We start from the raw sequence: 23528 nt of genomic DNA, 5'->3' as shown, positions 1-23528 counted from the left end.
AGCGCTCAAGCCCTGCGCCCGATCCGATTTAGCTGGCGACGATGTTGACCAGTTTACCCGGCACGACGATCACTTTGCGGATCGTCAGGCCTTCGGTAAAGCGCAGCACGTTCTCGTTGCAGCGCGCGGCCGCTTCGACGTCTTCGCGGCTGGCGCTGGCCGGCATGTCGATCTGGCCACGCAGTTTGCCGTTGACCTGGATCACCAGCTGCAGCGTGTCCTGAACCAGCGCGCCGTCATCCTGCACCGGCCAGCGGGCGTCAATGACGGCTTCGCTGTGGCCCAGGCGGTGCCACAGTTCGTGGCTGATGTGCGGCGTGATCGGGGCCAGCAGCAAGGTGACCGTCTCGAGGCCTTCGTGAACCAGCGCACGCTCCTGTTCGGTGGCTTGCGGGGCTTTTTCCAGCACGTTCATCAGCGTCATCACCTGGGCGATGGCGGTGTTGAACTTGTGGTTCTGGCCCACATCCTGGCTGGCTTGCTTGATGGCCAGGTGGGTGCTGCGGCGAATGGCTTTCTGCTCGTCGCTCAAGGCGGCCACATCCAGCTTGCCCGGCAGGCCCTGGCTGACATGGGCATGGGCCAGGCGCCAGACGCGCTTGAGGAAACGGTGCGAACCTTCGACGCCGGAGTCGGACCATTCGGCGCTCATGTCCGGCGGCGAGGCGAACATCATGAACAGGCGGCAGGTGTCGGCGCCGAACTGGTCGATCATCGACTGTGGGTCGACGCCGTTGTTCTTCGACTTGGCCATTTTCTCAGTGCCACCGATTTCCACCGGCAGGCCGTCGGCGATCAGCTTGGCACTGATGACCTTGGCTTTGCTGTCGCGCTCGAGCTCGACATCCGCCGGGTTGAACCAGGTGTAGCTGCCATTGGCTTCGCGACGGTAATACGTCTCGGCGATCACCATGCCCTGGGTCAGCAGGTTCTTGAACGGCTCGTTGGAGCTGACCAGGCCTTCGTCGCGCATCAGCTTGTGGAAGAAGCGCGCGTACAGCAGGTGAAGAATGGCGTGTTCGATACCGCCGATGTACTGATCCACCGGCAACCAGTGGTCGGCCGCCGATTTCTCGACCAGGCCACCCTCGTAGTGCGGCGAGGCATAACGGGCGTAGTACCACGAGGACTCGACGAAAGTGTCCATGGTGTCGGTTTCGCGCTTGGCTGGCTGGCCGCATTTCGGGCAGCTGCACTCGTAGAACTCAGGCATGCGCGCCAAAGGCGAACCGGCGCCGTCCGGCACCACGTCTTCCGGCAGGACTACCGGCAACTGGTCTTCCGGCACCGGCACGTCACCGCAGGTTTCGCAGTGGATGATCGGGATCGGGCAGCCCCAGTAACGCTGGCGGCTGATGCCCCAGTCGCGCAGGCGGAACTGGGTGCGCGAGGCACCGAGGTTTTTCTTGATCAGCGCGACTTCGATGGCGTCGAAGGCGCCGGCGAAGTCCAGGCCGTCGAACTCGCCGGAGTTGATCAATTCACCGTGCTCGCCGTAGGCGTCTTGCCACGGGGCCGGGTTGGTGTCGCCCGAGCTGGTGCGTACCACGGATTTGATCGGCAGGTTGTACTGGGTGGCGAATTCGAAATCGCGTTCGTCGTGGGCCGGCACAGCCATTACTGCGCCATCGCCGTAGTGCATCAGCACGTAGTTGGCGACCCATACTGGCAATTTTTCGCCGGTCAGCGGGTGCTCGACGAACAGCCCGGTCGGCAGGCCTTTTTTCTCCTGGGTGGCGACGTCGGCTTCCGCCACGCTGCCGCCTTTGCATTCGGCGATGAACGCCTGCAGCTCAGGGTTGTTCTGTGCGGCCTGGCTGGCCAGCGGGTGTTCCGCGGCCACGGCGACGTAAGTCGCGCCCATCAGGGTGTCCGGACGGGTGGTGAAGACTTTGAGGGTGCCCGCTTCGCCGATCGAATCGACGTTGTACGGGAACTGCACTTCCATGCCCTTGGACTTGCCGATCCAGTTGCGTTGCATGGTCTTGACCTGTTCAGGCCAGCCCGGCAGGTCGTCGAGGCTCGACAAGAGCTCATCCGCGTAGGCGGTGATCTTGAAGTAGTACATCGGGATTTCGCGTTTTTCGATCAGCGCGCCGGAACGCCAGCCGCGACCGTCGATCACCTGCTCGTTGGCGAGCACGGTCTGGTCGACCGGGTCCCAGTTCACGGTACCGTTCTTGCGGTAGATCACGCCTTTTTCGAACAGGCGGGTGAACAGCCATTGTTCCCAGCGATAGTAGTCCGGCTTGCAGGTGGTCACTTCGCGGGACCAGTCCACCGCCAGGCCCAGGCTGCGCAGCTGGGTCTTCATGTAGGCGATGTTTTCGTAGGTCCACTTGGCGGGCGCTACGTTGTTCTTCATCGCGGCGTTTTCCGCCGGCATGCCGAAGGCGTCCCAACCCATGGGTTGCAGGACATTCTTGCCTTGCATGCGCTGGTAACGGGAAATCACGTCGCCGATGGTGTAGTTACGCACGTGCCCCATGTGTAGCTTGCCGCTGGGGTAAGGGAACATCGATAGGCAATAGAACGTCTCCTTGCCCGGCTGTTCACTGACTTCAAAGGACTTTTGCTCGTCCCAGAAGGTTTGGGCGGCATTTTCTATTTCACGGGGCTGATATTGTTCGTGCATGGCTACTTTTGAACTGAATAGGGGTGGCCTAATCCTCTTCGGTGCATTGTCCGAGCTGGCCGACACCATAAAGCGCCGCGTCCGTGCCCAAACCCTGCGGGAAGTGGAGTTACAGGAAGCGCCGTAGCATACATGACCCCACTCTATCGAGGGAAACCCTGATTGCGCGGTCGAGGCCGTCTGTCGCGGCGCCGGGCAGGCGCAGCCATGGGGGCTACGCTGTTTATTGGGGAGTGAGTCTTATCTTCAATGAGGTGAGGGGATGGTGGAATCGCAGCGAATGTTATCTAAACCGGATGTGTACCAAGGACTCATCGACCGTTTGGGTCGTGCATTGGATGCAGCAAGTACGGCGGGTCGATTGCGTGATGAGCAGCCCGTCGAGTTGGAACTGCGAGGCTTGAGCCACGCGGAGCTGGAACTGATCAAGGCTTACCTGGCAAGGAACGAACGTTCGGCTTTTACCGGCGTGGCGAGCACGCCGCCCAACGAGCCCGTGCGGTCGGCCAAGGTGGTGTGGCTCAAGGATGTGTCAGCCGCTCGCGGTCCGGAAAAACATCGGTCCGTGCGGTTCAAGTAATACATGCCCCTTAGTTTCCTGATCATCGCTGACTCTGCTTCGTTCTTGTAAAGATTGTCGCTAAACCCCGTTACACCTTAGGCTTCGGGCATCTATGGAGATGCTCGATGCCTATTCGTTATTTCATCAAACAACTGCTGTTGCCGCCCGGCATTCTCTTGCTGTTGCTGGCCCTTGCCTGGTGGTTTCGCCGCAGCCGCCCGCGCCTGGCCGGCTGCTGCTTTGCCCTCGGCCTGGGCGGGATGTGGCTGATGAGCCTGCCGATCATGGTGGAGTGGGGCGCGCGCGCCCTGGAGACGGCGCCGCCGTTGGCCCGGGAGGACTGGTCGAGCCTGGCCCGGCGCGCCGATGCCATTGTGGTGCTGGGTTCGGGGCGCGAGCGTGGCGACCCGGCCTGGGGTTCGGACCAGCCAACCGGCATCGGGCTGGAGCGTCAGCGCTACGCCGCGCGATTGGCCAAGGCCTCCGGGCTGCCGGTGCTGACCAGCGGCGGTTTGCACTACGGCACACCGCCCAGCGAAGCTGAGTTGATGGCGGTATCGATGCGGGACGACTTCGATGTGGCGGTGCGCTGGAAGGAAGAGCGCAGCCGCACCACCTGGGAAAATGCGCAGATGAGTGCCGAGATTCTGTTGCCCGAAGGGATCAAGCGCGTCGTGGTGGTGACCCAGGCCTGGCATATGCCGCGTGCGGTCTGGAGCTTTGAAAAAGCCGGTTTCAGCGTGGTGCCGGCGCCGGTCGGCTTCCTCGGCGAGGATAACGCGCGGCCGCTGGGTGGTTGGATGCCGGAGTTCAAGTCGGTGTGGCAGAGCGGGCAGTTGCTCAATGAGGCGGTGGGGCAGGTGGGGTATCGGTTGTTCTACCGATAGCACCGCAAATCAAAATGTGGGAGGGGGCTTGCCCCCGATTGCGGTGTATCAGTATCAAATCTACTGACTGACACACTGCTATCGGGGGCAAGCCCCCTCCCACATTGGGTTCGGTTTGATTCTGTTAGACGGTTTTGGACATTCGGCCGGCCAGCAGCGCCCAGCCAAACAACACCAGGCACACCACGATCAGCGGCCACGAACGCCATTGCAGGTACGGCGTGAGGTTGTGCATCGGCACCACTTCGCCATAGAGGATGCCGCGCTCGAACTGCGGGATCTGCGCGGTGATCTGCCCATACGGGTTGATCAGCCCGGTCACGCCGTTGTTGGTGGCGCGGATCATCCAGCGGCCGGCTTCCAGCGCACGCATCTGCGCCATTTGCAGGTGCTGCAAGGGGCCGATGGAGGTGCCGAACCAGGTGTCGTTGCTGATGGTCAGCAGCAAGTCGCTCTGGGCCGAGAGGCTGGCGGCGAATTCCGGGTAGACCACTTCATAGCAAATGAACGGCGCAATCTGATAGCCCTTGGCCTGTAGCATCGCCTGGTCGGACGGGCCGCGGGCGAAGTCCGACATGGGCAGGTCGAAGAAGGCAATCAAGCCGCGCAGCATGTCCTGCAGCGGCACGTACTCGCCGAAGGGCACCAGCTTCTGCTTGAGGTAGGTGCCGTCACCTTCGCCCACGACGGTGATGCCGTTGTAGTAGCGCTTCTGGTGATGCACTTCCTGGCGAATCGGCACGCCGGTAATCAGCGCGGTGTGCCGTTCGGCGGCGAACTTGCCCATCATCCCGAGGTAGCCCTCGACGGATTCCTTGAGCACCGGCACGGCCGTTTCCGGCCATATCAGCAGGTCGACCCGCTTGGAGCTGAAGCTCATGTCGCGGTACAGCGCCAGTTGTGCATTGAGCTGCTCGGGGTCCCACTTCATGCTTTGTTCGACGTTACCCTGGATCGCCGCCACGCTCAGCGGGTCGCCGGACGGTGAAGTCCAGGCGTGATGCTTGAGGGCCAGGCCGATGGCCCAGGGCGCCACCAGCAGCAACAGGCCAGCGCCAATGAAGGCGTTGCGCTGGGTCGCCAGCAGGCGCGGCAGGTTGCACAGCAGGGCGGCGGTCAAGGCCAGGGCGAAGGAAATCAGCCACATCCCACCCAGCGGCGCGAGGCCGGTGAGGGGGCCGTCAAGTTGGCTGTAACCGGAGTACAACCAGGGAAAACCGGTCAGGAACCAGCCCCGGAACGCTTCCTGGCCGACCCACAGCGCCGCAAACGTCAGGGCATCGGCCAGTGGCGCTTCATTGCGCCGCAGCCAGCGCGCCCACAACCAGGCGGGCAGGGCGAAGAACAAGGCAATGGCGGCGGTGAACGCCAGCATCAGCAAGCCAGCCAGCAACACCGAAGCGCCGCCGAAGTGGTGGATGCTGTAGTAGATCCAGCTGGTGCCGGCGCCAAACAGGCCGAAACCGAAACACCAGCCACGGCCGAGGGCCTGGCGTGGGGACAGCTCGCGCAGCCCGATATAGAACAATCCGGCCGCGACCAACGCAAGCGGCCACAGATCGAATGGCGCCAGCGCCAGGGTGGTGATGGCGCCAGCCACCACGGCCAACAAGTTGCCGGGCCAGCCGGGTGCGATGAAACGGCGCATGTCAGTCCTTAACGGGCAATAGGTGTCAGGCGAATCAGATGAATCCGGCGGCTGTCGGCATTCAGGATGCGGAAGCGATAAGCGCCGATCTCGGTGGTCTCGTTACGCTTGGGCAGGTGCCCGAACGCACTCATCACCAGGCCGCCGACGGTGTCGAACTCGTCGTCGGAGAATTCGCTGTCGAAGAACTCGTTGAAGTTCTCGATCGGCGTCAACGCCTTGATCAGAAAATCACCGCTCGGCAGCGGCTTGATGTAGCTGTCTTCTTCGACGTCGTGCTCGTCTTCGATATCGCCGACGATCTGTTCCAGCACGTCTTCGATGGTCACCAGGCCGGCGACGCCGCCGTATTCGTCAATCACGATGGCCATGTGGTTGTGGTTGGCGCGAAACTCGCGCAGCAGCACATTCAGGCGCTTGGATTCGGGGACGAAGGTGGCCGGACGCAGCAGGTCCTTGATGTTGAAGCTGTCGCCGTTCTCCTTGAGGATCAGCGGCAGCAAGTCCTTGGCCAACAGGACACCCATGACGTCGTCATGGCTTTCGCCGATCACCGGGTAGCGCGAGTGCGCCGAGTCGATCACGGCCGGGAGGAATTCCCGTGGGGTCTGGGGCGCCTTGATGCTGATCATCTGCGAACGCGGGACCATAATGTCCCGAACTTGCAGGTCAGCCACCTGGATGGCGCCTTCGACGATGGCCAGCGCTTCGCTGTCCAGCAACTTGTTCTGATGGGCCTCGCGCAGCAGCTCCAGCAGCTCCTGGCGGTTTTTCGGCTCGTGGGCAAAAGCCTGGGTCAGTTTACCCAGCCATGACTTTTGCCCGTTGCTCGATCGGTCTTCGCTCATAGCGATTACTCTAAATCCTTTGATGTTTCAGTTGAGTGTTGATCAGTTTTCGTCATCTGCATACGGATCAGGGTGACCCAATTCTGCAAGCAACGATCGTTCCAGTGCTTCCATTTCTTCGGCTTCGTCATCGTCTATATGGTCGTAACCCAACAGATGCAAGCAGCCGTGGATGACCAGATGAGCCCAATGGGCTTCAAGGGCCTTGCCTTGTTCCTGCGCCTCACGCTCGACGACTTCGACGCAGATCACCAGGTCGCCCAGCAACGGGATATCCAGCAGTTCGTCGGGTACGTCGGCGGGGAAGGACAGCACGTTGGTCGCGTAATCCTTCTGGCGCCAGGTGTGATTCAGTTCGCGGCCTTCGGGTTCGTCCACCAGGCGGATGGTCAGCTCCGAGTCGGCGGTGCGCTGGCGCAGGGCCAGGGCGCACCATTGACGGAACTGCTCTTCACTGGGAGCGGGCGCGTCGGTTGCCAGTTGCAGGTCAAGCTCAAGCATCGCGGCGGGTGTCCTTGGCCGGGGCGTCGTCGCGGTGCTCGAAGCGCTCGTAGGCTTCGACAATGCGCTGGACCAGCGGGTGGCGGACGACGTCCTTGGGCATGAAGTGCGTGAAGCTGATCCCCGGCACGTCTTTGAGCACCTCGATCACCTGGGCCAGGCCCGACTTGGTGCCCTTGGGCAGGTCGACCTGGGTGACGTCGCCGGTGATCACGGCGGTGGAGCCGAAACCGATGCGGGTGAGGAACATTTTCATCTGTTCGACGGTGGTGTTCTGGCTTTCGTCGAGAATGATGAAGCTGTTGTTCAGCGTCCGGCCGCGCATGTAGGCGAGCGGGGCGATCTCGATCACCTGGCGCTCGATGAGCTTGGCCACGTATTCAAAGCCGAGCATCTCGTAGAGCGCGTCGTAGAGGGGGCGCAGGTACGGGTCGATCTTCTGGGCCAGGTCGCCGGGCAGGAAGCCGAGCTTTTCGCCGGCCTCGACCGCCGGGCGCACCAGCAGGATGCGGCGCACTTGCTCGCGCTCCAGGGCGTCGACGGCACAGGCCACGGCCAGGTAGGTCTTGCCGGTACCGGCGGGGCCGATGCCGAAGTTGATATCGTTACCGAGGATTTCTTTGACGTAGCGCTGCTGATTCAAGCCGCGTGGGCGAATCATGCCCTTTTTGGTGCGCAAGGCCACGCTGGCTTCGGCCACCGGGTTGTTGGCCAGGTCTTCCACGGCCGATTCCTGCAGGTACAGGTGGACCGTTTCCGGCGACAGCTCACTACCCTTGGTTTCGCGGTAGAGGCGGCGGAGCAGGTTTTCTGCAGACGTGGTGTGCTGGGGTTCACCAATCAGCTCGAATTGATTGCCGCGGTTGCGGATCTCGATGCTCAGGCGTTGTTCGATCAGGCGCAGGTGCTCGTCGAACTGTCCGCACAGATTGGCGAAACGGCGAGCCTCAAACGGCTCGAGGAGAAAACGATGGGGTTCGATGGGTGCGTTCAAGGTCGCTTTTAGCCGCCCTTTGGCTGTTGAGGTGAAAGAGAGGATAACGCCACGCGCCAGTGTGCGAAAGCACTTATCCAACCCGATCCAGTGTGGGAGGGGGCTTGCCCCCGATAGCGGAGTGTCAGGCAGCTCATGTGCTGCTGATGTACCGCAATCGGGGGCAAGCCCCCTCGCACATTTATTACACCAGAGAGCCGCGCAACGAGTGCGGTTGCGCCGCATCGATGTGGACATCGGCGAACTGGCCGATCAGGGTCGGGTTGTCGCAACGGAAGTTGACGATGCGGTTGTTCTCGGTGCGCCCTTGCAGTTCGCCCGGGTCTTTTTTCGAGTAGTCGGTGACCAGGATGCGCTGGGTGGACCCGACCATTTGTCGACTGATCTCGAACCCCTGCTGGTTCAGGCGATGCTGCAGGGCGTTCAGGCGCTCTTTTTTCAGCTCTTCCGGGGTCTCGTCCAGCAGGTCGGCGGCAGGCGTGCCGGGGCGCTGGCTGTAGACAAACGAGTAGGAAAAGTCGAAACCGACGTCTTCAATCAGCTTCATGGTCTGCTGGAAGTCTTTCTCGGTCTCGCCGGGGAAACCGACGATAAAGTCCGAACTGATGCAGATGCCCGGCACTGCCGCGCGTAATTTGCGCAGTTTGGATTTGTATTCCAGGGCGGTGTGGTTGCGTTTCATCGCCGACAGGATGCGGTCTGAACCCGATTGCACCGGCAAGTGCAGGTGCTTGACCAGCTCCGGCACTTCGGCGTGGGCCTGGATCAGGCTGTCGGAGAACTCCAGCGGGTGCGAGGTGGTGTAGCGAATGCGCTCGATGCCATCCACCGCGGCGACAACCCGGAGCAGCTCCGCGAGGTCGGCCAGGCGCCCGTCGTGGGTCTGGCCGCGATAGCCGTTGACGTTCTGGCCCAGCAGGGTCACTTCACGCACGCCGTTTTCGGCCAGGTGGATGATTTCTGACATTACATCGTCAAACGGCCGGCTAACTTCTTCACCACGGGTGTAGGGCACCACGCAGAAGGTGCAGTACTTGCTGCAACCTTCCATCACCGACACGTAGGCGCTCGGCCCATCGATGCGCGGCTCGGGCAAATGGTCGAATTTTTCGATTTCCGGGAACGAGACGTCGACCTGGGGCAGCTTGGTGAGGCGCGCGGCGTCGATCATTTCCGGCAGGCGGTGCAAGGTTTGCGGGCCGAAGACCACATCCACGTAGGGCGCGCGGTCGCGGATGGCAGCGCCTTCCTGGCTGGCGACGCAGCCGCCGACGGCAATCACCATCTCCGGGTTGGCCAGTTTCAATTCACGCCAGCGGCCCAGCTGCGAATACACGCGGTCCTGTGCCCGTTCGCGGATCGAGCAGGTATTGAGCAGGATCACGTCGGCATCTTCGGCGCGGGCGGTGACTTCCAGGGCCTGATGTTCACCCAGCAGATCGACCATGCGCGAGCTGTCGTACTCGTTCATCTGGCAGCCGTGGGTTTCAATGTAGAGCTTCTTGGCCATGGGAATCGTCAACTGGTGGTAAAGAACCGCGCATTATAGGGGTCATGTCCATCGGTTCCTAGCACTGTGCATCGGGTGCCATGCTATAGTTCGCGCCCTCTTTTATATCCCCGATGTGTTCCCCGCCCACCATGACCAAACGTGAAGCTCCAATCTATAAGGTGATTTTCCTCAACCAGGGCCAGGTGTTCGAAATGTACGCCAAGCAGATCTATCAAAGTGATCTGTGGGGCTTCCTGGAAGTGGAAGAGTTCGTCTTTGGCGAGCGCACACAACTGGTCGTCGACCCGGGCGAGGAAAAACTCAAGGCCCAGTTCGAAGGCGTGGTGCGCAGTTTTGTGCCGATGCATTCGATCGTGCGTATCGATGAAGTCGAGCGCCTGGGCACGCCGAAGATCAGCGAAGCGCGTGGCACGAGCAATGTCATGCCGTTTCCGATGCCGATGCCTGAGAAGTAGGGCGTTTGTAGCGAGGGCGCTGGCTCCCTCGTCACCGGTCGATCAGGGCAGGGGCGAGAACGGCGAGCGCCCATCCGCACTCTGCAGTTCCTGCAGATAATTGCGGAAGATCTGGCCCAGCACCTGGGTCGCCAGTTCCAGCTCATCGCGCTGCATGTGTTCGGCAACTTCGTCGGCGGTGTCCAGTGCGTCTTCGGCGCCGTTGACCGCGGCCATTTTCAGCACGATATACGCCTGGACGTTATTGGCCGGCACCCCTTCGCCTTTGAAGAACATGGTGCCCAGCTGGAATTGCGCCTGGGCGTGGCCCTGCAGCGAGGCTTTTTCGAAGTAGTTCAACGCTTTGTTGAGGTCGCGCGCGGGGTTCTTGCCGTCGTGGTAGTACTCGCCCAACTCGTATTGCGCCTGCGCATCCCCGCCGTCGGCCTGTTTCTGGCACGCGCTCAGGGCTTCGGCCTGGCTGTCTGGCTGGGTATTGAGGGTGCAACGACCCATCGCTGGGATTAACAACGAGTTGCCGCCTGCTTGTGCATGTGCCAGCAGCGGCTGAAGGAGCAACAGGCAGCCCAGGACCAGGGTGCGGCCGGTGCGTTTCATGGGAATCGACTTACCTCTGACGGGGCACGCGGACCCTCGGGGGTCCAATAAGCGCGCATTATGAAATAAGCAGACCTCTGCTTACAAAGTCTTTACTCGTTTTTCTGCCGGTTGGGCAAGTTATCTGCCGGATTGCAGGTGATTTCTCGAGAAAACCAGGAAAAGTCTGTAAGCAAAGTAGCAAATCTGACGCCGCCGGGGGGCGACGTCAGAATGCTGTGCCGGTTATTTCAGGGCGGCGAAGGCGCGCTCGGCAGCATCCAGGGTCAGTTTCAACTCGGCGTCGCCATGGGCGATCGAGGTGAAGCCGGCTTCAAAGGCGCTCGGTGCCAGGTACACGCCGCCGTCCAGCATCAGGTGGAAGAAGCGCTTGAACAGGCCGGCGTCGCTGCCCATCACGTCCTCAAAGGTGACGATATCGTCGGCACCGCTGAAATACAGGCCGAACATGCCGCCTGCTTGCGTGGTGACAAACGGAATGCCGGCGGCATCGGCGCGCTGTTGCAGGCCGTCGAGCAGGCGGGAGGTGTAGTCGGTCAGCTCGGCATGGAAGCCCGGGCGGCTGATCAGGCGCAGGGTGGTCAGGCCGGCGGCCATGGCCAGCGGGTTACCGGACAGGGTGCCCGCCTGGTACACCGGGCCCAGCGGCGCGATGTATTGCATGATTTCGCGCTTGCCGCCGAAGCAGCCCACCGGCATGCCGCCACCGATGATCTTGCCGAAGGTGCTCAGGTCCGGCGTTACGCCGTAATGCGCCTGGGCGCCACCGAGGGCTACGCGGAAGCCGGTCATCACTTCGTCGAAAATCAGCACCACGCCATGCTTGTCGCACTGTGCGCGCAGGCCTTCGAGGAAGCCCGGGGCCGGCGGTACGCAGTTCATGTTGCCGGCGACCGGCTCGACGATGATGCACGCCACCTCCTGGCCCACTTCATTGAGCATCTGCTCGACGGCGGCGATGTTGTTGAACGGCAGGGTCAGGGTGTGTTTGGCGAAGTCTGCCGGCACACCGGCCGAGCTTGGCACGCCCTGGGTCAGCGCGCCGGACCCAGCCTTGACCAGCAGGCTGTCGGAGTGACCGTGGTAGCAGCCTTCGAATTTGATGATGCTGTCGCGGCCGGTGAAACCGCGGGCCAGGCGAATCGCGCTCATGGTGGCTTCGGTGCCGGAGCTGACCATCCGCACCATCTCCATCGACGGCACGATCGAGCAGACCAGATCGGCCATCTCGGTTTCCATCGAGGTCGGGGCGCCGTAGGACAGGCCGTGTTGCAACTGCTGGCGCACGGCGTCGAGTACGTCCGGGTGGCTGTGGCCGAGGATCATCGGGCCCCAGGAGCCGACGTAGTCCACATAGCGCTTGTCGTCTTCGTCGGTGACGTAGGCGCCTTCGGCATGCTTGAAGAACAGCGGCGTGCCGCCGACGCTCTTGAATGCACGCACGGGGGAGTTCACACCGCCGGGGATGTGTTTCTGGGCATCGGCAAACAGGGTTTCGGAACGGGACATGATCGGGCTCTCTAAACTGAAGATTTAAGAAGATCGTTGAAAGCGCGGGCGCGACGGGTGACTTCCTGGGTGCTGTCGGCACCAAACAGGCCGTGTACCACGGCGAGCAAGTCGGCCCCGTGGGCCACCAGCGGTTCGGCATTCTCCAGGGTGACGCCGCCGATCACGCAGATCGGCAACTGCAGGCGCGCGCGGGCCTGGGCCAGCATTTCGAGGCTGGCGGCGGGGGCGCCGGGCTTGGTGCTGGAGTTGAAGAAGCGGCCGAAGGCGACGTAGCTGGCGCCTTCTTTCGCGGCCTGTTCGGCCAGTTCGATCTGGCTGTGGCAGGTGGCGCCGATGATCGCCTTGGAGCCCAGCAACGCACGGGCTGTGGTCAGGGGACCATCGGTCTGGCCCAGGTGGACGCCGACGCCCAGGCGCGCGGCCAGTTCGGCGTCATCGTTGATGATCAGTTGGGTCTTGTAGCGCGAGCACAATTCGCGGAGTTTTTCCGCTTCACGCAGGCGCCGGGCCTCGTCGCTGCTTTTGTCACGGTACTGCAACAGGGTCACGCCGCCATCCAGCGCCGCTTCGACGTAGGCGAGGAATTTGCCGGCCAATAATTGGCTGTCGGTAATGGCATAAAGGCCACGTAGTTTCATCGGGCAGGCCTCTTGGTGTTACGAGCAGAAATCCAGCGGCAGCCGGCGAGGCACGAACTGGCCCTGGCCGAGTTGTTCGGCGTCACGCAGGGTGCGCCAAGTGTAGTTGAGGGCCGATTGCACGGCGCTGACCAGGCCTTCACCCTGGGCGATCCGGCCCGCCAGCGCGCTGGCCAGCGTACACCCCGAACCGTGATAGCTGCCGGGCAGGCGCTGGCAGGTAAAGGTCTGGCGCGTGCCGTCGCGGCTGTACAGACGGTTGTGGACTTGGTGCTCATCGCCATGGCCGCCGGTAATCAGCAGGTGCTTGATAAACGGCAACAGCTTTTCCGCGCATTCGTCCGCCGTCCCCTCAGGCAGTTCGGCAAGGATGCGTGCTTCAGGCAGGTTGGGCGTGGCGATCAGCGACAACGGCAACAGCCGCTCGCGCATGGCGTAGCCGACTTCGTCCTTGCCCAGGCTGCCGCCGCCGCCGGCGCGCAACACGGGGTCGCACACCACCGGCAGGTGCGGGTGTGCCTGCAGCAGTTCGACCACGGTGTCGACCATCGCGGTGGAGCCGAGCATGCCCAGCTTGACCGCCGCCACTGGCGAATCGCTGAGCACGGCGTTGGCCTGGGCCAGCACCCACTCGCGGTCGAGCACGCGGAAATCACTGACGTTGACGGTGTTCTGCACCGTCAGCGCGGTAACGGCCGGGGCCGCATGGCAACCCTGGGCGAGCAGGGCTTCGATATCTGCCTGCAAGCCGGCGCCACCACTGGGATCATGGCCGGAGAGACAGAGGACAACGGGGCGAGAGCTGTAGATATTCATGGTGCGCGAGCTTACCACCAAACGCTTTTGGCGTGGCCGTCTGGCGATGGCTGAATTTCGCCGGGAACCATGGGCGATTATGGCTGTTTGCTAGTATCGGATTTTAGTTGTGAAGTCCGCTGAAAGCCTTGTTCTAGAGCCTTTAGAAAAATTATATCAATGGTGTCTAATGGCCTTTAGCGGCTATGCTAAAGTGATTCGAAACAACTTACTGTATCGCCGGTATACGTCTTCTCAAAAGGAATGGGGGGCTTTTTGACATGACCGGACAGGTCACGCTGGGGCTCTATGCGTTATTTGCTGATTTTATTATTGTGCGGGCTACCGCTGCTCGCCGACGCCATTGAGTTCACCCAAGACACTCGAAGCCTGCCGCTGGGCCGGGCCATGCAAGTGCTCGAAGACCCGACCAACACCCTGACCATCGCCGATGTGAGCGCTCCCGCCGCTGCCACACAGTTCAAGCCCCACGACAAAGACACCCTCAACGCCGGCTATTCGCGCTCGGTGTTCTGGCTCAAGGTCAACCTGCGTTACCAGCCCAAGCCGCCTGAAACCCAGCGCACCTGGCTGCTGGAGTTGGCCTATCCGCCCCTCGACCACCTTGACCTGTACTTGCCCGACAGCACCGGCAACTATCGCCTGGCCGGTCGCACCGGGGATGCCTTGGCGTTCTCCAGCCGCGAGATTCGCCAGAACAACTACTTGTTCAAGGTCGACTTCACGCCGGGCGAAACCAAGACCGTCTACCTGCGCCTGCAAAGCGAAGGTTCGATCCAGGCGCCGCTGACGCTGTGGTCCAGCACTGCCTACCTGGAACAACAACCGCTGCGCCTATATGTATTGGGCCTGATCTATGGCGTGTTGCTGGGGATGCTGGTGTACAACCTGTTCATCTACCTCAGCGTGCGCGACACCAGCTACCTTTATTACATCTTCTATATCGCCTCGTTCGGTCTGTACCAGCTGTCGGTGAACGGTGCGGCGGTGGAGTATTTCTGGCCGAACAACCCCTGGTGGGCGAATGCCGCGACGCCGTTCATGATCGGCTCGGCGGCGTTGTTCGGCAGCTTGTTCGCCCGCAGCTTCCTGCACACCGCCCAGCACAGCCGCTGGATCAATCGCCTGTTGCTGGCGCTGGTGGCCTGTGGCGCGGTGGTGATGCTGCTCTCACTGATGACCAGCTACGCTCTCGCGCTGCGCCTGGCCACCGGCCTGGCGCTGGTGTTCACCGTGACTATCTTCGTCGCCGCCATCAAGGCCTGGTACTGCGGCCAGCGGGTGGCGCGTTATTTCATCATCGCCTGGTCGGCGTTCCTGCTGGGCGGCGTGGTCAACACCTTGATGGTGCTGGGTTACCTGCCGAATGTGTTCCTCACCATGTACGCCAGCCAGATCGGCTCGGCGATCGAAGTGGCGCTGTTGTCCCTGGCCCTGGCGGACCGCATCAACGCCATGCGCGAGCAACAGGCGCAGATCCTCTACGACGCGAGCCAGAAGCTCGAAGTGCTCAACCAGCAGTTGGCCCGCAGTAACCGGCTCAAGGACGAATTCCTCGCCACCCTGACCCACGAACTGCGCACGCCGATGAATGGGGTGATCGGCTCCCTGGAGTTGATGCAGACCGTGCCTCTGGACGACGACCTGTCGAACTACCAGCAAACCGCCGCCGGCTCGGCGCGGGACATGATGCGGATGGTCAATGGCATCCTCACCCTCACCGAGTTGCAGGCCGGGCGCCTGAGTGCCCAGCCCAGGGTGTTCAGCCTGCGCGGCGTGCTCGACACCTTGCGCCAGCAGTTCAGCGCCAGCGCCCAGAGCAAAGGCCTGGCCTTTTCCATCGATGTCGCCGACGACTTGCCCGATCGCCTGCGCGGCGATGCCGACAAACTCAGCCAGTGCCTGGATTGCCTGTTGGACAACGCCTTCAAGTTCACTCACGAAGGCGTCGTGCGTCTGCGGGTGGTCGGCGTGCCCCTGAGCGATGGTGCAGTGCGCCTGAGTTTTATCGTCACCGACACGGGCATCGGCTTTGCGTTCCTCGACGAGGCCACCCTGTACCAGCGTTTCTTCCAGCTCGATGGCTCGACGACCCGCGAATATGGCGGCCTGGGGATTGGTCTGGCGATCTGCCGGCAACTGATCGAATTACTCGGCGGGCGCCTCACCCATCATTCCGAACCGCGCAAGGGCAGTCGTTTTCAGCTGGAACTGGCGGTCACCCCGCTGCAGCCCGAGCCACGCCCGGCAAGCCCCGCGCACGCACGCACGCCTGCGCAGTGTGCGGTGTTGCTGGTGGACGACAACAGCGTCGGCCAGTTGGTGGTGCGCGGCATGTTGCTCAAGCTCGGTTATCGGGTGAAAACCGTCGACAGCGGGCCGGCGGCGTTGACGGCGTTGCAGGGGGAAACCTTCGACGCAGTGTTGCTGGATATACCGGAAGGCGGTTTCTCGTTGTGCTGTCAGATTCGCGCGTTGCCCGGCTGCGGCGAGTTACCGGTGATCGCCCTGAGCACCACGTTGAATGTGTCCGAACGCGAGCGCTGCCATGGCATCGGCATCACCGAGCGCCTGGTCAAGCCGGTACGTTTCGACGCGCTGCAAGCGCTACTGGAACGTCGGCTGCTGTGTCCGTCAGAGGGCGAAAGCGCCGGACATTCGGCGCGTATGCCACTTTTTTAAGCGAGATGACGGTGCTTAACTGAAATTCGGGCCGCAACCCCAGGTGGCCTTTTTTTCCAGGAGGCCCGTCATGAACCTGCACCAGTTCGCCGAAACCCACGACGTCACCAACCAGCCGCCCTCCCTGGACGGCATCAACCTGTACCGCATCGATGTGCCGCTGCAAGACTGGTCGCGCCGCTTCGACGCCGGCTGGGCAGCACCGCGCTTCGATGCGTATGGCGCGTTGGCCGGCGGGCCGCTGATGGCGGCCGGGTTCCTGGCGAACCAGAACAAGCCACAGTTCAGCAGCCATGACCGCTATGGCCACCGTGTCGACCTGGTGGAGTTTCACCCGGCCTACCATGAGCTGATGCACACCGCCGTCGAGCATGGCCTGCCGTCGCTGCCGTGGGCTCATCCACAATCCGGCGCCCATGTGGCCCGTGCTGCCCTGACGTACCTGCACAGCCAGGCCGAGGCCGGCACAGGCTGCCCGTTGACCATGACCTTTGCCTGCGTCCCGGCCCTGCGCCTGCAACCGGATCTGGCGCAGACCTGGCTGCCGAAAATCCTCAGCACCGACTACGACCCGCGCAACGTCGGCATCGCCCACAAGGCCGGTGCCACCATCGGCATGGCGATGACCGAGAAACAGGGCGGCACCGACGTGCGCGCCAACACCACGCGTGCTTACCCCGTGGGCGCGGGCGGCCCCGGCCAAGCCTATGAGCTGGTGGGGCACAAGTGGTTCTGCTCGGCGCCGATGTGCGATGCGTTCCTCACCCTGGCCCAGACCGACAAGGGCCTCACCTGTTTCCTGCTGCCTCGGCACCGTCCGGACGACACGCGCAACCAGTTCTATATCCAGCGTCTGAAAAACAAACTCGGCAATTGCTCCAACGCGTCCAGCGAAGTCGAGTTCCGCGGCGCCCTGGCCTGGATGGTCGGCGAAGAAGGCCGTGGCGTGCCGACCATCATCGAGATGGTCGCCATGACGCGCTTCGATTGCATGGTCGGCTCCAGCGCCTTGATGCGCCAGGCGCTGACCCAGGCCAGCCATCATTGCGCCCATCGTTCGGTCGGCGGTCGCGTACTCAGCGAGCAGCCGCTGATGCAAAACGTGCTGGCCGACCTGGCGCTGGAAAGCGAGGCCTCGCTGGCCTTGAGCCTGCGCATGGGCCGCGCCCTCGATCATTTGGGCGATGAGCAGGAGGCCAAGTTCTCCCGGCTGGTGACGGCGGTGGGCAAGTATTGGATCTGCAAGCGCGCGCCGGCGATGATCAACGAAGCCGCCGAGTGCATGGGCGGTGCCGGTTATGTGGAGGACAGTATCCTGCCGCGCTTGTATCGTGAGGCGCCGGTGAATTCGACGTGGGAAGGTTCCGGCAATGTGCAGTGCCTGGACGTGCTGCGCGCCTTGTCCAAAGAACCGGGCGTGCTGGAAGCGCTGTTCGTCGAACTGGGCGACGGGCATGGCGACAGGCAGTTGGCGCGGCATGTCGAGCAACTGAAATCGGCGTTCATGGACACCCAGGATATCCAGTACCGCGCGCGGCAACTGACCGAGGACATTGCCGTAGCGTTGCAGGCCAAGTTGTTGCTGGAGTCCGGGAACGCGGCGGTCAGCGATGGGTTTATCGCCAGCCGTTTGGGCCAGTCGTCGGGACGCGTGTATGGCACCTTGCCACGCGGTGTGGATGTTGAGGCGATTGTCGCGCGGTCCACGCCACAGGCCCTTTGAATACACGCGGTCAACATGTGGGAGCTGGCTTGCCTGCGATCGCGGTGTGCCAGCCTCCCACAGGGACTGAGCTCTTCTTGAGTAGGCATGCCAATTCAAAGTTTGCGTCTGACAGGGATACAGGCAAGATAAAGGTCTGCAAGTCAGCACACAGGATGCTTACCGTGACCGAAGCTTTTGTTGTCGTTCAAACCGCCGAAGAAGCCGTGGACCGGCTGGCGGCTCTGCATGAGCGTGCTACCGGCGCGCTCAATCAGGCCCTCAAGCAATACCTCAAGGACCGCGTCGAGCCCGACGCCGAACAACGCGCGATGTTTCGCTACCCGGAGCTGCGCCTGACTTACCAATGCCATGGCGAAGTCCCACAAACCACCCGGGCGTATGCCAAGGTCCAGCTGCCGGGGACTTACAGCGTCACCGTCACCCATCCGTCGGCGTTCCGTAAATACCTGCTGGAGCAATTGGTGCCGCTGATGCACGACTTCACCGTGACGGTGGAAGTCGGCGTCAGCCAGCAGAATATTCCTTACCCGTATGTGGTCGAGCAGGGCGACGAACTGGCCGGCTCCGGCGTGACCGCCGCGACCCTGGCGCGGGTGTTCCCCAGCACCGACCTGTCGGCCGCCACCGATGGCATCGCCGACGGCCTGTACGACTGGGAAAACACCGACCCGCTGCCCCTGGCCCTGTTCGATGCGGCCCGCGTGGACTTTTCCCTGCGCCGCCTGGTGCATTACACCGGCAGCGATTGGCGCCATGTGCAGCCGTGGATCCTGCTGACCAACTACCACCGTTATGTCGACCAGTTCATCGTGCATGGCCTGGAGCAACTGCGCAGCGACCCGCGTTTTATCCGCATGGTGTTGCCGGGCAACGTGATCATCGACAAGAGCATGGACCACGGCGAAGCGTCCGCCATTGCCGCAGGCGTGGTCTGGCACCGTTACCAGATGCCGGCCTACCACCTGCAGGCCAGTGACGGCCACGGGGTGACGCTGGTGAACATCGGCGTCGGCCCGTCCAACGCCAAGAACATCACCGACCACCTGGCCGTGCTGCGTCCGCATTGCTGGCTGATGATCGGCCACTGCGGCGGCCTGCGCCAATCCCAGACCATCGGCGACTATGTCCTGGCTCACGCCTATATGCGCCGTGACGGCATTCTCGACCGCGTAGTGCCGCCGAACATCCCGATCCCGGCCCTGGCCGAAGTGCAGATGGCCTTGCAGCAAGCGGCGGCCAACGTCACCGGCGAAAAAGGCGAAGAGCTGAAAAAGCGCCTGCGCACCGGCACCGTGCTGACCTACGACGACCGCAACTGGGAACTGCGCTGGGCCCAGGAACGGCCGCTGATCAACCTGTCCCGCGCCGTCGCGGTGGACATGGAGAGCGGCACCATCGCCGCCCAAGGCTACCGTTTGCGTGTGCCTTACGGCACGTTGCTGTGTGTCTCGGACAAGCCGTTGCACAGTGAGATCAAGCTGCCGGGCTCGGCCAACGCGTTCTATGAGCGGGCGGTCAGCCAGCACTTGAAGATCGGCATCGAGGCGGTCGACCTGTTGCGCACCGAGCTCAACTCGCTGCACTCGCGCAAACTGCGCAGCTTCGACGAGCCGCCGTTCCGCTAAGCGGTTGGGATGGTCATTTAGCGGTCAGGCCACTAGCATTGTCGGTCCTGACCGTTAGATGTTCCTTCGCCATGTCCCGTCCCAGCCGTCCCGATTCGCGTCGCCCTGGCGTGAAAGCCCCGTATTCCGCAGCCCGTCGCGTCGCCAAGGCGCCACCGGCCGAGCCGAAGCTGATCCTGTTCAATAAACCGTTCGACGTGCTGACCCAGTTCAGCGACGAAGGCGGGCGGGCGACTCTCAAGGATTTTATCGACATCCCCGGCATCTACCCGGCGGGCCGCCTGGACCGTGACAGCGAAGGCCTGCTGCTGTTGACCAACGACGGTCAATTACAGGCGCGGATTGCCGACCCCAAGCACAAGCTGGCGAAAACCTACTGGGTGCAGGTGGAAGGCGAACCTACCGAAGAACAACTGCAACGCCTGCGCGACGGGGTGGAGCTCAACGACGGCATGACCTTGCCCGCCGAAGCCCGGCAACTGGACGAGCCTGAGTTATGGCCACGCAACCCGCCGGTGCGTTTTCGCAAAAGCGTGCCGACCCACTGGCTGGAGTTGGTGATTCGTGAGGGGCGAAACCGCCAGGTGCGGCGCATGACCGCGGCGGTGGGGTTGCCCACCTTGCGCCTGGTGCGCGTGCGGATTGGCGATTGGTCCATCGACGGCCTGGATCAGGGCCAATGGAAGGCCGTGCCGGCGCGCTTATAAGGCGCCGGACTCGATCAGGCCGATCACCACGCTCTTGATGACGAACGCGGCCACGCCCAGGCCCAGCACGAAGAACAGAATGAACGAGCCAAAACGCCCGGCCTTGGATTTCTTCGCCAGGTCCCAGACGATGAAGCCCATGAAAATGATCAGAATCGTGACCAGGCCGGTCATCATCCATTCTTCGAATAGTGCGGGGTCAATCGAGTTCATTCGGTAATTTTTCCGACAGGGCAGGCGGGAAGTATACGGCAGTGCTCGGGCTGGGCATTGACCTGCGTCGGTGCGTCGCAGGCAGACTTCACGGTTGAAACACAGGCTGAATATGGGAGGGGGCTTGCTCCCTCCCACCTTTGACCGTCACCGATCTCAAGTACGCAGATGGGTCAGCGGCAGCTCGGTGCTGTTCAATACCTGGTTCAGCACAAAGCTCGAGCGCACGCTGGTCACGCCTTCGATCCGAGTGAGGTGGCCCAGCAGCAGCTTCTGGTAGTGATCCATGTCGGGCACCACCACTTTCAACTGATAGTCGGCATCCATCCCGGTCACTAGGCTGCATTCCAGCACCTGCGGCAGGGTGCGGATGGCGGCTTCGAAGTTCTCGAAGCGCTCGGGGGTGTGGCGGTCCATGCCGATCAGCACGTAGGCGGTGAGGCTCAGGCCGAGCATCTTGCGGTCGAGCAGCGCGACCTGGCGGGCGATGTAGCCGTCGTCCTCCAATTGCTTGACCCGGCGCGAGCAGGGCGACGGCGACAGCCCGATACGCTCGGCCAACTCCTGGTTGGAGATCCTCGCGTCGCGCTGCAATTCCGCCAAAATACTCAGGTCGTATCGGTCAAGTTTGCTCATGGGGCTGGCCTTTGTCGTAACTATTGCGGTGAATTATCCCTTAAGGGTTAAAAATTGCGCAAGCACTGTTTATTGACGCAATCTTCGCAATCATCTGCCGGGGCGCTGCGTCTATGATTACCAACAGAATCACCGCCTGGACATAGTCCACTGCAGCTCGCCCAATCAGGCCCGCTGCGGCCGCCACCCCAGCAGGGTTGAGCCGGCCTCCAGGCTGCACACTGTCCACAAGACGGCGTGAGGTGAGCCAACGTCATAAGCGTTGAGCCAGGACGAAGTTCTCAAGGGGCGGCCGACGGGCTGCCCCTTTCTTTTTGCCTTAAGAAAATAGTTCTCGTGACTGATAACCTGTTCCAGAACCGGGCGAGGCTTTTCCAGTCTCATTGATAAGCCCTAAACCGCAGTGAGGAAGAGCATGAAGCGCATCTGGCGAATGGCAGGTGTTGGTTTGTTGGTGGTCAGCGTCAGCGCGCAGGTAACAGCGGACGAGCGCGATAATTCACCCGAGCGGCCGCAGGGCGGCGGGCAGCATGAGCGCGGCCCTGAAGGTGGCGGGCGGCCCGAGAATAATCAACCACGCCCGCAGAACCCACATTTTGATCGCGGCGGCCCGAACGGCGGCGGTCAGGGGCAAGGCCGGCCCCAGGGCAATGAGCCGGGTCGCCCGGCACCGCAGCCACAACCGTCGAACAGCCTGCCGATCCAGGGGCGGCCTGATACGGTGCGCCAGACCCAGGAACCGCGTGAGGGTTACTACCGCGATATCCCGCGCCGCAACGACGGCAATCAACATTGGGAGGCCGGTGGCCCCGGTTCACGTCCAGGCAACGACGGTGGCTACCACAATGGGCGTCCCGGTGATAATCGCTGGCCAGGTCGCCCCGATGGGCACGGCAACGGCTGGGGCCCCGGCCCGCAGTATCGCCCGGGGTATATGGTGGATCGTTTTCCCGAGCGTAATTACCGCGTGCCTTACCGTGGCCAGGATTATTTCTTCTCCGGCGGCTACTGGTATCGCCCGCAAGGCCCGCGCTATGTAGTGGTGGCGCCGCCGTATGGCATCCGCGTGCATTACTTGCCGGACTACGCGCGCGAAGTGTGGGTGGGCGGTGCGTTGTTTTTCCTCGCGGCGGGTGCCTATTACACCTACGAAAGCAGCACCCAGCAGTACGTGGTGGTGGAACCGCCGACCGCCGTACCGGCACCGCAGCCAGCACCCCAGGGTAACGGTTATGACGTGGTGGCCTATCCCGCCAACGGCCAGTCACCGGCGCAGGTGCAGCAGGATGGTTACGACTGTTATCGCTGGGCCGTGCAGCAAAGTGGCTTTGACCCGCAAGCGGTCACCTACGCTCCAGCCCCGGCAGTGGTGCAAGCCTACCGCCAGGCCCAGGGCAACTGTCTGAGCAGTCGCGGCTATCAGGTGCAGTACTAGGCCTGGGCGCCACTCACCACATCCAACGGGTCGGCGTGTACCAGCACTTCGGCCCGCGGGTAGGCTTTGTGAATGGCATCGGCGGCCTGGTCGCTGATGCCGTGGGCGACAGACAACGTCAATTCCCCCGGCAATTCCAGGTGCAGTTGCACAAACCAGTGGTTGCCGGAAATCCGCGTGCGCAAGTCGTGTGCGCCCAGCACGCCGGGCACGCCACGCGCCAATTCCAGCATGTGCTGGCTGACGTCCGGCGGCAGTTCTTCGTCCATCAGCACGGCAAAGCTTTCCCGAGCGATCTGGATCGCGCTCCACAGAATGTAGGCCGCGATGCCCAGGCCAAACCAGGCGTCGATCTGATGGAAGCCGAAACCGGCCAGGATCAGCGCAATCAAGATACTGCCATTGAGCAGCAGGTCCGAGCGGTAGTGCAGCGAGTCGGCGCGCACGGCGCTTGAGCCGGTTTCCCGCACCACGTGGTGTTGCAGGACCAGCAGGGCCACGGTCAGCGCCAGGGACAAGATAATCACGCCAATGCTCAGCCACGGCGCGCCTACCGGCTCGGGATGCTTGATCCGTTCGAATGCCTGCAACGCAATCAGCACCGCACTGCCGGCGATAAACAGCGCCTGCGCCATTCCGGCCAGCGACTCGGCCTTGCCATGCCCGTAACGGTGATCGTCATCGGCCGGGCGCAGGGCGTAATGCACCGCCAGCAGATTGAGCAGCGAGGTGACACCATCGAGTAGCGAATCGGTCAACCCGGCGAGCATGCTCACCGAGCCGCTGAGCCACCAGGCGATGGCCTTGGTCACAATCAGCACAGAGGCCACGCCCACCGACGCGCGCGTGGCCAGGCGCAAGAGCCGGGCGTGTTCGGGACTGCTGGTCATAAGCGGGT

The 23528-nt window shown here is 62.6% G+C and carries 21 protein-coding genes; 8 read left to right on the top strand and 13 right to left on the bottom strand.

Features of this window, described 5'->3' with window-relative positions:
- Positions 1-28 precede the first annotated feature (28 nt).
- A complete protein-coding gene (gene leuS / locus INT12_RS02545; RefSeq protein WP_177029862.1) occupies positions 29-2635 on the bottom strand; it encodes a leucine--tRNA ligase in 2607 nt (868 codons plus the stop codon).
- Between the two features lie 262 nt (positions 2636-2897).
- Between leuS and INT12_RS02540 the strand changes: the two genes are divergently transcribed.
- Together INT12_RS02540 and INT12_RS02535 are read left to right on the top strand one after the other, a co-directional pair.
- The gene (locus tag INT12_RS02540) at positions 2898-3215 is read left to right on the top strand and encodes a hypothetical protein (RefSeq protein ID WP_046381934.1); all 318 of its coding nucleotides are present in this window, start codon (positions 2898-2900) and stop codon (positions 3213-3215) included.
- A gap of 107 nt (positions 3216-3322) precedes the next feature.
- Entirely contained in the window at positions 3323-4084 is a 762-nt protein-coding gene (locus INT12_RS02535) for a YdcF family protein (RefSeq protein WP_017848330.1), read from the top strand.
- 124 nt (positions 4085-4208) lie between these two features.
- Here the strand turns inward: INT12_RS02535 and lnt are convergent, their stop codons facing one another.
- From lnt to miaB, 5 genes are all read right to left on the bottom strand, one after another.
- Positions 4209-5732, bottom strand: coding sequence for an apolipoprotein N-acyltransferase (gene lnt / locus INT12_RS02530; RefSeq protein WP_017848329.1), 1524 nt, complete (start codon positions 5730-5732; stop codon positions 4209-4211).
- Between the two features lie 8 nt (positions 5733-5740).
- Positions 5741-6580, bottom strand: a complete 840-nt coding sequence (locus INT12_RS02525) for an HlyC/CorC family transporter (protein ID WP_017848328.1) — start codon at positions 6578-6580, stop codon at positions 5741-5743.
- Positions 6581-6622: 42 nt separating this feature from the next.
- The gene (ybeY, locus tag INT12_RS02520; protein ID WP_017848327.1) at positions 6623-7081 is read right to left on the bottom strand and encodes an rRNA maturation RNase YbeY; all 459 of its coding nucleotides are present in this window, start codon (positions 7079-7081) and stop codon (positions 6623-6625) included.
- Positions 7074-8075, bottom strand: coding sequence for a PhoH family protein (locus INT12_RS02515; protein WP_017848326.1), 1002 nt, complete (start codon positions 8073-8075; stop codon positions 7074-7076). The genes ybeY and INT12_RS02515 overlap by 8 nt, the downstream gene beginning before the upstream one ends.
- A gap of 184 nt (positions 8076-8259) precedes the next feature.
- Positions 8260-9585: a tRNA (N6-isopentenyl adenosine(37)-C2)-methylthiotransferase MiaB gene (miaB, locus tag INT12_RS02510; protein ID WP_193058751.1), complete on the bottom strand. Its 1326-nt coding sequence runs from the start codon at positions 9583-9585 to the stop codon at positions 8260-8262.
- Between the two features lie 131 nt (positions 9586-9716).
- Between miaB and INT12_RS02505 the strand changes: the two genes are divergently transcribed.
- On the top strand, positions 9717-10043 hold the full coding sequence (locus INT12_RS02505; protein ID WP_003194436.1) for a DUF1820 family protein: 327 nt from the start codon (positions 9717-9719) through the stop codon (positions 10041-10043).
- Positions 10044-10085: 42 nt separating this feature from the next.
- Here INT12_RS02505 and INT12_RS02500 read toward each other — a convergent pair whose 3' ends face one another.
- From INT12_RS02500 to INT12_RS02485, 4 genes are all read right to left on the bottom strand, one after another.
- A complete protein-coding gene (locus INT12_RS02500) occupies positions 10086-10640 on the bottom strand; it encodes a tetratricopeptide repeat protein (protein WP_017848324.1) in 555 nt (184 codons plus the stop codon).
- A gap of 225 nt (positions 10641-10865) precedes the next feature.
- Positions 10866-12149 (bottom strand): glutamate-1-semialdehyde 2,1-aminomutase, encoded by a 1284-nt coding sequence (gene hemL, locus INT12_RS02495; protein ID WP_046381936.1) that lies wholly within the window; start codon positions 12147-12149, stop codon positions 10866-10868.
- 11 nt (positions 12150-12160) lie between these two features.
- Positions 12161-12790, bottom strand: a complete 630-nt coding sequence (thiE, locus tag INT12_RS02490; protein ID WP_017848322.1) for a thiamine phosphate synthase — start codon at positions 12788-12790, stop codon at positions 12161-12163.
- Between the two features lie 18 nt (positions 12791-12808).
- Positions 12809-13606: a hydroxymethylpyrimidine/phosphomethylpyrimidine kinase gene (locus tag INT12_RS02485; RefSeq protein WP_026140190.1), complete on the bottom strand. Its 798-nt coding sequence runs from the start codon at positions 13604-13606 to the stop codon at positions 12809-12811.
- Positions 13607-13894: 288 nt separating this feature from the next.
- On the opposite strand from INT12_RS02485, the gene INT12_RS02480 reads away from it, so the two are divergent.
- The 4 genes from INT12_RS02480 (at position 13895) to INT12_RS02465 (ending at position 20346) form a co-directional block, all read left to right on the top strand.
- Entirely contained in the window at positions 13895-16288 is a 2394-nt protein-coding gene (locus INT12_RS02480) for a hybrid sensor histidine kinase/response regulator (protein WP_193058750.1), read from the top strand.
- A 70-nt stretch (positions 16289-16358) separates the two neighbouring features.
- Positions 16359-18011, top strand: coding sequence for an acyl-CoA dehydrogenase family protein (locus INT12_RS02475; RefSeq protein ID WP_102616981.1), 1653 nt, complete (start codon positions 16359-16361; stop codon positions 18009-18011).
- 155 nt (positions 18012-18166) lie between these two features.
- A complete protein-coding gene (gene amn / locus INT12_RS02470; protein WP_162231494.1) occupies positions 18167-19639 on the top strand; it encodes an AMP nucleosidase in 1473 nt (490 codons plus the stop codon).
- 71 nt (positions 19640-19710) lie between these two features.
- Entirely contained in the window at positions 19711-20346 is a 636-nt protein-coding gene (locus INT12_RS02465; protein ID WP_017848317.1) for a pseudouridine synthase, read from the top strand.
- Here the strand turns inward: INT12_RS02465 and INT12_RS02460 are convergent.
- Both INT12_RS02460 and INT12_RS02455 read right to left on the bottom strand, forming a co-directional pair.
- The gene (locus INT12_RS02460) at positions 20341-20550 is read right to left on the bottom strand and encodes a DUF2788 domain-containing protein (RefSeq protein ID WP_026140189.1); all 210 of its coding nucleotides are present in this window, start codon (positions 20548-20550) and stop codon (positions 20341-20343) included. The two genes, INT12_RS02465 and INT12_RS02460, sit on opposite strands and share 6 nt — an antisense overlap.
- 165 nt (positions 20551-20715) lie before the next feature.
- Positions 20716-21195 (bottom strand): Lrp/AsnC family transcriptional regulator, encoded by a 480-nt coding sequence (locus INT12_RS02455; protein WP_003194418.1) that lies wholly within the window; start codon positions 21193-21195, stop codon positions 20716-20718.
- Between the two features lie 415 nt (positions 21196-21610).
- Here INT12_RS02455 and INT12_RS02450 point away from each other — a divergent pair, with 415 nt between their 5' ends.
- Positions 21611-22630: a DUF6515 family protein gene (locus tag INT12_RS02450; protein WP_193039725.1), complete on the top strand. Its 1020-nt coding sequence runs from the start codon at positions 21611-21613 to the stop codon at positions 22628-22630.
- Here INT12_RS02450 and INT12_RS02445 read toward each other — a convergent pair.
- Positions 22627-23520: a cation diffusion facilitator family transporter gene (locus INT12_RS02445; protein ID WP_017848314.1), complete on the bottom strand. Its 894-nt coding sequence runs from the start codon at positions 23518-23520 to the stop codon at positions 22627-22629. The genes INT12_RS02450 and INT12_RS02445 overlap by 4 nt on opposite strands.
- Between the last annotated feature and the right edge of the window lie 8 nt (positions 23521-23528).

The organism is Pseudomonas sp. K8, from assembly GCF_014889455.1.
GTDB lineage: Bacteria > Pseudomonadota > Gammaproteobacteria > Pseudomonadales > Pseudomonadaceae > Aquipseudomonas > Aquipseudomonas veronii.
This window is presented reverse-complemented; position numbering and strand designations above follow the sequence as displayed.